Annotated in this window: 9 protein-coding genes, 2 rRNA genes and 1 pseudogene (1 of these 12 running past the window's edge); 2 read left to right on the forward strand and 10 right to left on the reverse strand. The window is 55.9% G+C overall.

Features of this window, described 5'->3' with window-relative positions:
- Nucleotides 1-7: 7 nt before the first annotated feature.
- Entirely contained in the window at nucleotides 8-1,591 is a 1,584-nt protein-coding gene (locus GRX76_RS17540) for a peptide chain release factor 3 (protein ID WP_160154483.1), read from the reverse strand.
- 153 nt (nucleotides 1,592-1,744) lie between these two features.
- Between GRX76_RS17540 and GRX76_RS17545 the strand changes: the two are divergent.
- A pseudogene (locus tag GRX76_RS17545) lies at nucleotides 1,745-3,249 on the forward strand (M24B family metallopeptidase); the annotation flags it as partial.
- A complete protein-coding gene (locus GRX76_RS19515) occupies nucleotides 3,229-3,519 on the forward strand; it encodes a M24 family metallopeptidase C-terminal domain-containing protein (RefSeq protein ID WP_370463960.1) in 291 nt (96 codons plus the stop codon). The pseudogene GRX76_RS17545 and the gene GRX76_RS19515, both read left to right, overlap by 21 nt.
- A 6-nt stretch (nucleotides 3,520-3,525) precedes the next feature.
- Here the strand turns inward: GRX76_RS19515 and GRX76_RS17550 are convergent, their stop codons facing one another.
- The 9 genes from GRX76_RS17550 to GRX76_RS17590 form a co-directional block, all read right to left on the reverse strand.
- Nucleotides 3,526-4,539, reverse strand: a complete 1,014-nt coding sequence (locus GRX76_RS17550) for an alpha/beta fold hydrolase (RefSeq protein WP_160154484.1) — start codon at nucleotides 4,537-4,539, stop codon at nucleotides 3,526-3,528.
- 86 nt (nucleotides 4,540-4,625) lie between these two features.
- Nucleotides 4,626-5,999, reverse strand: a complete 1,374-nt coding sequence (locus GRX76_RS17555; protein ID WP_160154485.1) for an MATE family efflux transporter — start codon at nucleotides 5,997-5,999, stop codon at nucleotides 4,626-4,628.
- Nucleotides 6,000-6,084: 85 nt separating this feature from the next.
- Nucleotides 6,085-6,576 carry a ribosomal protein S18-alanine N-acetyltransferase gene (gene rimI / locus GRX76_RS17560; RefSeq protein WP_160154486.1) on the reverse strand — a complete coding sequence of 164 codons (492 nt, stop codon included), beginning with the start codon at nucleotides 6,574-6,576 and terminating at the stop codon, nucleotides 6,085-6,087.
- Between the two features lie 36 nt (nucleotides 6,577-6,612).
- Nucleotides 6,613-7,431 carry a hypothetical protein gene (locus GRX76_RS17565; RefSeq protein ID WP_160154487.1) on the reverse strand — a complete coding sequence of 273 codons (819 nt, stop codon included), beginning with the start codon at nucleotides 7,429-7,431 and terminating at the stop codon, nucleotides 6,613-6,615.
- Nucleotides 7,432-7,462: 31 nt separating this feature from the next.
- Nucleotides 7,463-8,998 (reverse strand): 2-isopropylmalate synthase, encoded by a 1,536-nt coding sequence (locus tag GRX76_RS17570; protein WP_160154488.1) that lies wholly within the window; start codon nucleotides 8,996-8,998, stop codon nucleotides 7,463-7,465.
- 471 nt (nucleotides 8,999-9,469) lie between these two features.
- Entirely contained in the window at nucleotides 9,470-9,868 is a 399-nt protein-coding gene (locus GRX76_RS17575; RefSeq protein ID WP_160155053.1) for a MarR family transcriptional regulator, read from the reverse strand.
- A gap of 98 nt (nucleotides 9,869-9,966) precedes the next feature.
- On the reverse strand, nucleotides 9,967-10,446 hold the full coding sequence (locus GRX76_RS17580; protein ID WP_160154489.1) for a glutathione peroxidase: 480 nt from the start codon (nucleotides 10,444-10,446) through the stop codon (nucleotides 9,967-9,969).
- Between the two features lie 399 nt (nucleotides 10,447-10,845).
- A 5S ribosomal RNA gene (gene rrf, locus GRX76_RS17585) occupies nucleotides 10,846-10,961 on the reverse strand.
- Nucleotides 10,962-11,182: 221 nt separating this feature from the next.
- A 23S ribosomal RNA gene (locus GRX76_RS17590) occupies nucleotides 11,183-13,448 on the reverse strand (it continues 615 nt past the right edge of the window).

Consider the following 13,448-nt stretch of genomic DNA (forward strand, 5'->3'; position numbering starts at 1 on the left):
AACGCTATTAGTGTTCCCGCGTCGCGTAGAAGCGAACGTCGGGGTAACGCTCTTCCGCGAGTTGCAGGTTCACGCGGGTCGGTGCCAGATAGGTCAGGTGACCGGAGCCATCCATTGCCAGATTGATGCTGGCCTTGCGCTTGAAGTTTTCCAGCTCCTTGACGCTGTCGCTGTCGACCCAACGCGCGGTATTCACATTGACGTTTTCGTATATGGCTTCCACCTTGTACTCGTCTTTCAGACGGTAAGCCACCACTTCAAACTGCAGCACCCCCACGGCGCCAACGATGATGTCGTTGTTATCCAGTGGGAAAAATACCTGGGTGGAGCCCTCTTCCGACAACTGCTGCAGGCCTTTCTGCAGCTGTTTCAGTTTCAATGGGTCCTTCAGGCGAATTCGGCGGAACAGCTCCGGGGCAAAGTTGGGAATCCCGGTAAACTTGAGGCTCTCACCTTCGGTGAACGCATCGCCAATCTGGATGGTGCCGTGATTGTGCAGGCCGATGATATCGCCGGCAATCGCCTCTTCTACATGGCTGCGGTCGCCGGCCATAAAAGTTACCGCATCGGCGATCTTCACATCTTTGCCGAGGCGCACATGTTTCATCTTCATACCACGGCTATAGGTTCCGGAGCAGACGCGCATAAATGCGATGCGGTCCCGGTGCTTCGGGTCCATGTTTGCCTGGATCTTGAACACGAAACCGCTGAACTTGTCTTCACCGGGCTCGACAATGCGCTCGTTGGTCTCCCGCGACTGCGGGCCCGGGGCCCACTCGACAAAACCATCCAGCATTTCGCGCACACCGAAATTGCCCAGTGCGGTGCCGAAAAATACCGGTGTCAGCTTGCCTTCCCGGTACTCGTCCAGGTCAAACTCATGGGTAGCGCCGCGCACCAGGTCGATTTCCTCGCGGATATCGTCGGCGTACTCGCCCAGCAGCGCGGTCGCCTCATCGGAGTCCAGCCCCTGGATCTGAATATCATCCGGGATGGTGTGCCCCTGGCCCTGTTTAAACACATGGATGATGTCGGTGTACAGGTTGTACACGCCCTTGAATTGCTTGCCGGAACCCAGTGGCCAGTTGATCGGCGCCGCCTTGATATTCAGTACTTCTTCAATCTCGTCCATCACCTCGATGGGATCGCGGATATCCCGGTCCAGCTTGTTGATAAACGACAGAATGGGTGTGGTGCGCAGGCGGCAGACGTTCATCAGCTTGATGGTGCGGTCCTCGACACCCTTGGCGCCATCGATGACCATCAACGCGGAGTCCACCGCGGTCAGTACCCGGTAGGTGTCTTCCGAGAAGTCCTCGTGCCCCGGGGTATCCAGCAGGTTGACCACCCGCTGCTTGTAGGGGAACTGCATCACGGAGGAGGTCACGGAGATTCCCCGCTCCTGCTCCATGGTCATCCAGTCCGAGCGCGCATGGGGGCCCTTCTTGCCCTTTACCGAGCCCGCCAGCTGAATGGCATTCCCGAACAACAGCAGTTTCTCGGTCACCGTGGTCTTACCGGCGTCCGGGTGGGAAATGATGGCAAAGGTACGGCGGCCGTTGATGCCCGCCAGATTTGAAGACTGACCCATAATGCAACTTGAGACTGGATAAAAAACAGGCGCGCATTATACACGTCTGTCGCCGCGGAATCGCTGGAAATGGTGAATTCAGCAGCCTAGACTGCGGCTACTTTGCGACCCGGCCAGCGGGGTCACCACAGATCTTCGAGCAGGAGGTGAATAGTGAGTCAGGAACGTTTGGAAGCACTGCAGCGGGCACTCGCACAACAGCAGGTCCAGGGCTTCCTGGTACCGCGCTGCGATGAGTACCAGAACGAGTATGTACCCGCCGCGGATGAGCGCCTCGCCTGGCTCACCGGTTTTACCGGCTCTGCCGGTCTCGCCGCCGTTGCCCACGACCGCACCGGCCTGTTCGTGGACGGCCGCTATACCATTCAGGCGGAGCAGGAGATCGGCAGCCAACCCATTGAGCAGCGGACGCTGACACCTGTGGATATCGGCAACTGGTTGAGTGAAGCCCTCAAGGAAGGAGATGCGCTCGGTTACGACCCGCGTCTGCATACCGAGCCGGGTTTGGCGCCATTGAAGAAGCGACTGCAAGAGTGTGGTATTCAGTTACGCGCACTGGAAACCAACCCTATCGACGGCATTTGGGAAAATCGTCCCGCCACTCCCTGCGGCAGCGCACGCCCGCACCCGCAGACCTTTACCGGAGAGGATTCCGCCAGCAAACGCCAGCGTATTGCCGAGCAGCTCAGGGCCAAAAAACAAGACGCCCTGTGGCTAGCCAATCCGGAAGTCTGCGCCTGGCTGTTTAATATTCGCGGCAGCGATATCCCCCACCTACCCGTCGCCCTCTCAATGGGTTTCCTGTACCACGATGGCACGGCCACCCTGTACCTGGCGGAACAAGCCACCAGCGACGCCCTGCGCCAGCACCTGGGCCACGATGTGGAGATCGTCAGCGATAAATCCGCACTGTTTGCCGCCGCCGAGCGCCAGCATGTGCAGCAGGTGTGGGCTGATCCACTACTCACCAACTGCTGGACCCTGTACCAGCTCAGTAACCGGGAAATTCAGATACTGCAGGAACGCGATCCCATCACCAGTGCCAAGGCCGTGAAAAACAGCGTTGAACTGGAAGGTAGCCGCGCAGCCCATATTCGCGATGGTGCCGCACTGTGCGAATTTCTTGCGGAATTACCCGGCGCGGTTGTCGGGGATAATTTTGGCGAACTGGAAGCGGTAAAGCTGCTGCGGGAAAAACGCGAGCAGCGGGAAGGGTTCACCGACGACAGCTTTGATTCCATTTCCGGCTACCGCGGCAACGGTGCCATAGTGCATTACCGGGTCACACCGGAATCCAGCCTGCCCATGACTACCGAAGGTATCTACCTGATCGACTCGGGGGGCAGTACCCGGATGGCACCACTGACGTCACCCGCACCGTGGCACTGGGCGACTTCCCGACACCGGCGAAAGATCACTTTACCCGGGTATTGAAGGGCCATATTGCCATTGCCAGTTTGCGCTTCCCTACCGGTACCTGCGGCGAACAGATCGACGCCTTCGCGCGCAAGTCTCTATGGGATGCAGGTCTGGATTATGCCCACGGTACCGGTCACGGTGTCGGCAGTTTTCTCAGCGTGCACGAAGGGCCACAGCGCATTGGCAAGGCAAATAGCAATGTCGCCCTTGAAGCCGGCATGATTGTCTCCAACGAGCCGGGGTTTTACCTGACGGGCGAATATGGCATCCGCATTGAGAACCTGATCTTTGTGAAGGAAAGTGCGAAATATACGGGCTTTTTAGAATTTGAAGAGCTGACGCTGGCACCGATTGACCGGCAACTGATTGAGCCTGCCTTATTGGACGATGCGGAATTGGACTGGCTGAACCGCTACCACCAGAAAGTACGGGATACCCTGATGCCACTGGTGAATGAGAAAACGCAAGCGTGGCTGCAAGCTGCCACCCAACCCATCCAGCGCCGTTGATTTGCGCTACTGCGGTCCTGCCAGCTGCGGAGGTTTTTGCAAAAACGGCAGCAACTCCGCCAACACCCGCCGGCTGACCTCAGGCTCCAATGCGTGCCCCATTCCCGCAACCGCTACAAACTGCGCACCACGGATTTTTGCCGCGGTGTCGCGCCCGTGGTCGATGGGAAGCAGCGGGTCCGCTTCGCCGTGAATCACCAGCGTAGGTGCGGCGATTTCTTCCAGTAACCGGGACCTATCGCCACTGGCGAGAATCGCCAGAAATTGCCGCACTACCCCATCTTCATATGTGCCCCGATTCAGCACACGCCCGGCCAATTGCCTGGCGTAACCTTCACTGAAATATTCCGGAGAGCCGATAGTGCGGGCAATCAAAACCCGGTTGGCCAGCTGCTGCTCCCGGCTCAATCCGGATTCCGCCCCTTTGGACATTGCGGCAATGGCTTCGCGTTTCGGCTCTGCCAATCCTGGCGCCCCAGAGCTGGACATAATGGAAGTGAAACTAATCACCCGCTGTGGATATCCCGCTACCAATACCTGGGCAATCATGCCGCCCATGGAAGCACCTACAATATGAGCGCGCTCGATATTCAGTGCGTCCAGTACACCAATGGCATCTCCCGCCATATCTTCAAGAGTGTAAGCAGGCTCCGGTGTAAAGCCTACCCTGTTCCGCACCAGCGCCCACCACACCGGTGGCGCGGATAGCTGGTAATACTTTTGCGACAGGCCAGCGTCACGATTATCCAGCAGTACAACACGATAGCCCTGATCCAGCAGGCCCTGCACCAGGGTATCGCCCCAGTGCAGCATCTGTGCGCCGAGGCCCATGATCAGCAGTACTGTTTCCGATTCATCTTGCGACTCGCCACCGGCGGGGTGCATATCCTGAAATGCGATGGCGGTATCGTTGACCGTCGTAAAGTGAATCGGGTAGCGGTCAAACGGGCTTTCCTGTGCGTGTATCGGCCACACAGAAAGAGCCAGCAATATCAGTAACCAGCGGCCAAACATTTTCATCACTTTCCACTCACAGTCTTAACTCACAGTCTTAACTCACAGTCTTAACTCACAGTCTTAACTCGCAGACTTAACTCGCAGTCGCCTCACTTTGCTGCCACGGCATCCAGCTCAGCCCCGCGCTCACCGAGGTATCGACGCAACCACCACCAAGACACAGCGCCCAGTACCAGGTTGGAAATCACAGTAGCCACGAACAAACCCTGGATTCCCCAGAATCTATTACCGAGCCACGCCAGTGGCAGGTAGAACCCCAGCACCCGCAGGAATGAAATCAGTGTTGCGGGCAAAGGATGCCCCAGTCCATTGAACGCCGCATTGGCAGACATGACAAACCCGTAGCCCGCATAGCTGATTGGCACCAGGCAGAGGTAGGCCACCGCAACCGCGAGTACCTCGGGAGAATCACTGAACAGGGACGCCACCGGACCGCCGAGCAACCAGAGCAGTACGGCAAGCCCAACCCCAAAGAATATGCAGAAGCGCGCCAGCACCGATATGGTCAGCTGCAGGCGCTCATGTTTACCGGCCCCAAAGTTCTGCCCCATAAATGGCCCCACAACGGATGACAGCGCGTAAAACACAATCAGCGCGACCGGCTCGATACGCAGGGCAATCCCTAACCCCGCAACCGCATCTGCACCGTGTGCAGCGACCAGTGCCACTACCACGCCACCGGACATGGGAATAATCACATTGGTCGCCATCGCCGGTAGCCCAACGGCCAGCAAGGTTCGCCAGGAACTCTTAAGTTGCGACCAGCGCCAGCTGGGTAGCGCAAGGATTTGTTCGCGACGAACCAGTATGTACAACGCAATGGCAAAACTGAGACCGCGCGCGATGACCGTCGCCAGCGCCGCCCCCTGTAGTTCCAGGCGCGGAAAACCAAGGAGACCGAAAATCAGTAACGGATCGAGCACCAAATTAAAAAATGCAACGGCCATCATAATGCGCCCGGTCACGGCGCTGTTGCCAATGGCACGCAAGGCCGACAACGCCACCATCGGAACAACGGCAAATACCGCCCCCAGGTACCAGGGCACCATATAGTCTGCAATAAGCGGTATCAGCGATTTTTCAGCGCCAAGCAGATGGAATAGCGGTTCAATGGTCATCAGCCCGGCGCAACTCACCACTACAGCAATCAACGTGGCCAGCAGTGCGCCATCTGACACCAGTCGACGCACCTGCTTCATATCTCCCGCCCCGTAGGCCCGCGCTACTGCAGAGGAAGTGCCAGCGCCAAGGCCGATAGCCAGTGCATTGATCACCATCACCACAGGAAAGGTAAAACTCATGGCCGCCAATGGCCTGCTACCCAACTGGGCAACGAAATAGGTATCCACCACATTGAAGGACATGGTGGCGAGAATTCCCCAGACCATGGGCAGGGCCAGGCGACGCAGGTGGCCCGCTACTGGACCTTCAAGCAGGGAGGGTTGGCTACGATGAGTTGGCATGATGTATCCGGCGTGCCTGAAAGGCGGAATGGGGTTACTGCGATTGCATCAATGTTAAATGCATCAAAATCGGTAGAGCTGCGACCTACAATATCAGACTCATCAACAGCGCGTCTTCCCGGCTACCATCCGCCTTCGGATAATAGTTTTTTCGGCGGCCGTCTTCGGAAAACCCGAGCTTGTGATAGAGCCCGCGCGCCGGGCGGTTGGATGCACGCACTTCAAGCAGCACACGTGCAATATCCTCCGGAAGCTGTTCCAGCACCTGCTGCAGCAGGTGGGCGCCCAGGCCGCGGCGGCGCCACTGGGGTGCGACCGCAACATCGAGAATTTCCACTTCATCGAAGACCAGGCTGGTTACACAGCAGGCCGCAATCTGCCCTTCCTTCGCACGTAACACCCAACATGTATGACCGGAATTCAGGCTGTCCCGGTACTGGCCGGCGCTCCACGGGTGGCTATGGGCATTGCGAGCCAGTGCCGCCAGGTCATTGCAGTCGGCGATATCCGCGCGCGCGAAGGTGAATTCCGGCACAGGTCCAGAGTCGGGAGTCAGCTCAGAAGAAGATGGAGTCACAGGGGATTACCGCGATCGGCCAGAATTGAAGAAAGCTTAGCGGCGGGTCTGCTCGGGGTAGAGCCTGCGCAATTGCTGCCATAGCGCACGCTTGCGCGCCGGTTCCGTGAGCAGCTCCGTGAGGCTCGGCATGGCAACCACAGGCACCCCTTGCCAGTCGACAACCGCGTCATCCAGAGCCACCGGGGCGCAATAGTCCTGGGCCTGCTGCCCCATCAACCAGATGGATTTGACTGGCTTTCGCGCACAGGCAGCCTCCAGCCAGCTACTGCAAGTATCGCGGGCATCGGCCGCATCGGCTGCGGTGGCGAAAGGGTTTTCAGCCAGTGGCCACTTGAGCTTGTCCCGCCGGGTCTCCAGCTGATGCCAACCCAGCGCGCGCGCAATGTTGCCAAATAGCGATTCCACCGGTAGTGCCAGGCCCGGCTCGCGGCTATCGACCGCCAGCAGCTCCTCACCCAACCACCAGCAGCTCAACACGAAAGGCTTGATGCTTTGCTGGGGCGGGGCCACCGGGGTGGCTTTCGAAGGGGCTGCAGCAACCCTGGTCTCGGTAGTGATACTGCCGATGACTCGGCTGACATCCGGGGAAGGTTTTGCCGAAATTTCCGGGGTTGGCTCCGCGGCAGAAATAACCTGCTCCCGGCCAGCATTTATCAAACTGGCCTTTTCCGGCGCAATGTCCGCGCCGATGGCAGCCATCACTGCCGCCGCCGGCGCAACCTCAGGAATATCTTCCACTGGCGGCGGCAGCGGCGCCTGTCGCGGTTCCGGCGCCTGCGGCAGGCGGAAACGCGGCATATAACTGGTAACACCCAGTGCCGTTAAATATTCCGTCCGCTGCAGTTCGTTCACGCTTGCTCTGTCTCCACTAGCCGTTGGTCAATTATACGCCTTGCGGCTTGCTATTCTTGCTGGCGAGCAAGTTTAAAGCATCCAGGTACGCTTTTGCGGATGCGACCAAAATATCGGTATCCGCACCCACTCCGTTGACCAGTCGGCCATCGCGCTCAAGGCGCACCGTTACACTGCCCTGGGAGTCAGTACCCTGGGTTACCGCATTCACTGAATAGAGCTTCAGATCTGCATTGCTGCCGACTACGGACTCAATGGCCTTGAAGGTTGCGTCTACCGGGCCGCTACCTTCCGCGCTGCAGCTGCGGTTTTCGCCATCGATAAGCAACTGCAGATGTGCCTGCGGGTTGCTACCGCTTTTGCTACGTACTTCCAGATCTGCCAGCTGGTAGTGCTCTACCGGGTCGGCGGCGCCGGAGATGAGTGACTGCAGGTCCTCATCAAAAATCTCGTGCTTTTTATCGGCGAGATCCTTGAAGCGCTGGAACAGCACATTGAATTCCGCCGGATCCGCAAAGCTGACGCCCAGCTCCTCGTAACGGGCTTTGACCGCTGCGCGTCCGGAGTGCTTGCCCAGCACCAGTCGGTTCTGTCCCCAGCCTACATCTTCTGCCCGCATAATTTCGTAGGTCTCACGGTGCTTGAGGATACCATCCTGGTGGATACCGGATTCGTGGGCAAAAGCGTTAGCGCCAACAATCGCCTTGTTCGGCTGTACCGGGAAACCGGTGATCGAAGAAACCAGACGCGACGTCGGCACAATGTGCGAGGTATCAATACGGGTTTCCACCGGGAACAAGTCCTGGCGAGTCCGCACCGCCATCACTACCTCTTCCAACGAGGCATTGCCGGCCCGCTCGCCGAGGCCATTGATGGTGCATTCCACCTGCCGTACACCGTTCATCACTGCAGACAGGGAGTTGGCAACGGCAAGGCCCAGGTCGTTGTGGCAGTGCGTCGAGAAAATGGCCAGGTCGGAGTTAGGCACGTTTTCGATCACGCGCTTGAACATGGCACCGTACTCGCTGGGCTCACCGTAGCCGACGGTATCCGGAATATTGATGGTACCGGCACCAGCCTTGATCACCGCCTCAATGATGCGGTACATGAATTCAGGCTCAGAGCGACTGCCGTCCTCGAGTGAAAATTCCACATCATCCGTAAATTGTCGCGCGGTTTTAACGGCTTCTACCGCCTGGCGCAGCACATCTTCTGGCTCCATCTGAAGCTTGTACTTCATATGAATCGGAGAGGTGGCAATGAATGTGTGGATACGCGCGGAATTTGCCTTCTTGAGCGCCTCACCAGCGCGAATGATGTCCGGGCCAACGGCGCGAGCGAGGCCACATACGGTGGAATCCTTAATTGTCTCAGCGACCGCCTGAACTGCTTCAAAATCACCCTGACTGGCAATTGGAAATCCCGCTTCAATCACGTCCACCTTCATGCGCTCGAGCATGGTGGCAATGCGGATTTTTTCCTCTTTGGTCATGGATGCGCCGGGGCTTTGCTCACCGTCGCGCAGGGTAGTATCAAATATGACTAATTTATCTTTTTTAGTATTCATGAGGGCTCTTCTCCTAGTCTGGCCCGAGGCTAAACAGCGGTAACGCCGCTGTCTATGCGCTGCTCAAATTAAGTACGGAATTCTGTAGAGAGGTATGGGGATAAAATTATATGCCGCGAAGGGGCAGTCGTAGCAGGCGCGCTAGTAGTAGGGGAGCAGCGGAGATCGCAATCTCAGAGAAGGAGTTTGAAGCTATAGGTCCGGTGGATTGTTTTCCCCGGACCTGCACTATCGAGTCGATTGGGATAGTGGAGAACATGGCTGCCGCTTTAATAATTTCGGTTGAAAGAATAGTAGGGTGAAATTGCCCACTGGCATTTCACCGCCCACCCCGGGGTTAACACCGGGACAGACGCGCAAACTATAAGCCGCAGAGCAGACTGAAATCAACACTCATCCTATTTTTAAAGGTAAACCAGAACATATAGACAAAACTTGATTCTCAATAAGTAAAAATACTAGATGATCATCCTAATTTTTAATATTAGCCTGCAGCGCATCCAGTAATACCCAGAGCTCCCGGTGCAAGGCAGATAGGCGTTCGGGCGCCACAGCCAACTGGCCGAGCGCAGCCTCTCTCCATACCTTCACTTTGGACTCCAGACCCCGCCCGGTATCTGTGATTGAAACCAGTGTCACTCGCTCATCCGCAACCCCTCGCCGGCGGGTCAAAAGATTTTGCATTTCCATACGCTTCAGCAATGGTGTCAGCGTGCCGGAATCTAACATCAGAGACTCACCGAGCGCGCTAACCGTCCACGCGTCCGACGGTTTACCCTCCCTGCCCCACTGCCAAAGTAATAGCAGCACCAGGTATTGTGGATAAGTGATTCCGAGCTCACGCAGCATCGGCTGGTAAGCCCGGGTCATTGCTCGGGAGCTGGCATAGAGCGCGAAACACAGCTGCCGATCCAAGCTCAACGGCTCACTGTGTTCGCCACCACTTTTTTGGGGGGTACCAGGTCGACTCAAAGTAGCTTCTCTACCGCTGTAGCCAGTGCTTCTGGTTTATCCTTGGGTGCAAAGCGATTCACAACCTCGCCATTTCGGTTCACCAGGAATTTAGTGAAATTCCACTTGACCCCTTCAGTGCCGAGTATTCCGGGCGCGGCCTTTTTCAGGTGCGTAAACAACGGGTGAGCCTGCTCACCATTCACATCCAGTTTTGCATAGACCGGAAAGCTCACGCCAAAATTCAGGCTACAGAACTCCTGGATTTCACTATCACTGCCAGGCTCCTGCTTTCCAAACTGATTGCAGGGAAAACCCAGGACCATAAATCCCCGGTCCTGATAGTCGCGATACAGATCTTCCAGCCCCTGGTATTGAGGCGTGAAACCGCATTTGCTTGCGGTATTTACAATCAGCAATACCTTCCCTTTGTGCTCTTCCAATGTGGTGGGCGTACCATCCGCGGTCTGTAGGGGGATTGAATATAAATCTGTCATTTTGAAACTCCTCCAAAGTGCATTTTCCACAACTATATTGTGCACAATTAAAATTGCAACCCCAAAGCTAGACGCCATATGTAGGCAAGGGAGCAGCAAGCTCCTTGTGGATTGATTTTGTTGAGAATTTTTTAGTTATGCACAGGTACGTTACCCACAAAAACTCTGGATAGAGTTGTGAATAAGTTTGGGATAGGCGGTTTGAGTGGCGTGGTTGCTGGGTTTCGGTAACCGTTTAAAAATGCGTCGGTAACCTGGCAGCCACTATTTGGTAATAAAACCGGTATAAAAAAGCCCCGAGTGCTTGCGCGCCCGGGGCTTTTTTATGCTCGATCGGTGGAGCAAAAACCACAATGAAAAAAGCCCTGACCGCGGAGCGATCAGGGCTTTTGAATAGAAACCTGACGATGACCTACTCTCACATGGGGAATCCCCACACTACCATCGGCGATGTTGCGTTTCACTTCTGAGTTCGGCAAGGGATCAGGTGGTTCCACAACTCTATTGTCGTCAGGCAAACTGGCTTGGGTTGGCTTGGTCTTATGGGCTCGTTGCCCTGCGCTGCCTGTTATCGCTGTTTGCCTCGGTCATTCTGGTGACCGGCGATAACCCCAAATAAGTCGGTAAAACACTCTGTAGTAATACACCGCAAGTCGATCAATCGAACGTTGCGTCTCTCGGCTTACAATCCGCTGATCATCTCGATCAGTCAATCGTTAGTAACCATCTCTGTTGTATGGTCAAGCCGCACGGGCAATTAGTACTGGTTAGCTCAACGCCTCACAACGCTTCCACACCCAGCCTATCAACGTGGTAGTCTTCCACGGCCCTTTAGGACTCTCAAGGAGTCAGGGAAATCTCATCTTGAAGGAGGCTTCCCGCTTAGATGCTTTCAGCGGTTATCCCGTCCGAACATAGCTACCGGGCAATGCCACTGGCGTGACAACCCGAACACCAGAGGTTCGTTCACTCCGGTCCTCTCGTACTAGGAGCAACTCTTCTCAAATTTCCAACGCCCACGGCAGATAGGGACCGAACTGTCTCACGACGTTCTAAACCCAGCTCGCGTACCACTTTAAATGGCGAACAGCCATACCCTTGGGACCGGCTTCAGCCCCAGGATGTGATGAGCCGACATCGAGGTGCCAAACACCGCCGTCGATGTGAACTCTTGGGCGGTATCAGCCTGTTATCCCCGGAGTACCTTTTATCCGTTGAGCGATGGCCCTTCCATACAGAACCACCGGATCACTATGACCTACTTTCGTACCTGCTCGTCATGTCTGACTCGCAGTCAAGCGCACTTATACCATTATGCTCATTGCATGATTTCCGACCATGCTGAGTGCACCTTCGTACTCCTCCGTTACTCTTTGGGAGGAGACCGCCCCAGTCAAACTACCCACCATACACTGTCCTCGATCCGGATAACGGACCAGAGTTAGAACCTCAAACATACCAGGGTGGTATTTCAAGGATGGCTCCACAATGACTGGCGTCACTGCTTCAAAGCCTCCCACCTATCCTACACAAGTAGGCTCAAAGTTCAGTGCAAAGCTGTAGTAAAGGTTCACGGGGTCTTTCCGTCTAGCCGCGGGTACACTGCATCTTAACAGCGATTTCAATTTCACTGAGTCTCTGGTGGAGACAGCTTGGCCATCGTTACGCCATTCGTGCAGGTCGGAACTTACCCGACAAGGAATTTCGCTACCTTAGGACCGTTATAGTTACGGCCGCCGTTTACCGGGGCTTCGATCAAGAGCTTCGCTTACGCTAACCCCATCAATTAACCTTCCGGCACCGGGCAGGCGTCACACCCTATACGTCCACTTACGTGTTTGCAGAGTGCTATGTTTTTAATAAACAGTCGCAGCCAACTGGTCACTTCGACCGCCAACAGCTTACGGAGCAAGTCCGATCACCGTCAGCGGCGTACCTTCTCCCGAAGTTACGGTACCATTTTGCCTAGTTCCTTCACCAGAGTTCTCTCAAGCGCCTTGGTATTCTCTACCTGACCACCTGTGTCGGTTTAGAGTACGGTTCACAATTGCCTGAAGCTTAGAAGTTTTTCCTGGAAGCAGGGCATCAACCACTTCGTCTTACAAGTAAGACTCGTCATCAGCTCTCAGCCTTAGGGACCCGGATTTGCCTAAGTCCCCAGCCTACTACCTTAAACATGGACAACCAATCGCCATGCTGGCCTAGCCTTCTCCGTCACTCCATCGCAGCAATTGCAAGTACAGGAATATTAACCCGTTTCCCATCGACTACGGCTTTCGCCCTCGCCTTAGGGGCCGACTAACCCTGTCCCGATTAGCGTTGGACAGGAACCCTTGGTCTTCCGGCGGGGAGGTTTTTCACCCCCCTTGTCGTTACTCATGTCAGCATTCGCACTTGTGATACCTCCAGCAGACCTCACAGTCCACCTTCAGCGGCTTACACAACGCTCCTCTACCATGCTCATAAGAGCATCCGCAGCTTCGGTTATCAGTTTGAGCCCCGGTATATCTTCCGCGCGGGCCGACTCGACTAGTGAGCTATTACGCTTTCTTTAAAGGATGGCTGCTTCTAAGCCAACCTCCTAGCTGTCTGGGCCTTCCCACATCGTTTCCCACTTAACTGATATTTGGGACCTTAGCTGGCGGTCTGGGTTGTTTCCCTTTTCACGACGGACGTTAGCACCCGCCGTGTGTCTCCCGCGATTGCACTCCTCGGTATTCGGAGTTTGCATGGGGTTGGTAAGTCGGGATGACCCCCTAGCCCAAACAGTGCTCTACCCCCGAGGGTGAGACGCGAGGCGCTACCTAAATAGCTTTCGAGGAGAACCAGCTATCTCCCGGCTTGATTAGCCTTTCACTCCGATCCACAGGTCATCTCCTAATTTTTCAACATTAGTGAGTTCGGTCCTCCAGTTGATGTTACTCAACCTTCAACCTGCCCATGGATAGATCGCCGGGTTTCGGGTCTATTGCCTGCAACTAAACGCCCTATTAAGACTCGAT

It is taken from the genome of Microbulbifer sp. ALW1 (genome assembly GCF_009903625.1).
In the GTDB taxonomy this organism is placed as follows: domain Bacteria; phylum Pseudomonadota; class Gammaproteobacteria; order Pseudomonadales; family Cellvibrionaceae; genus Microbulbifer.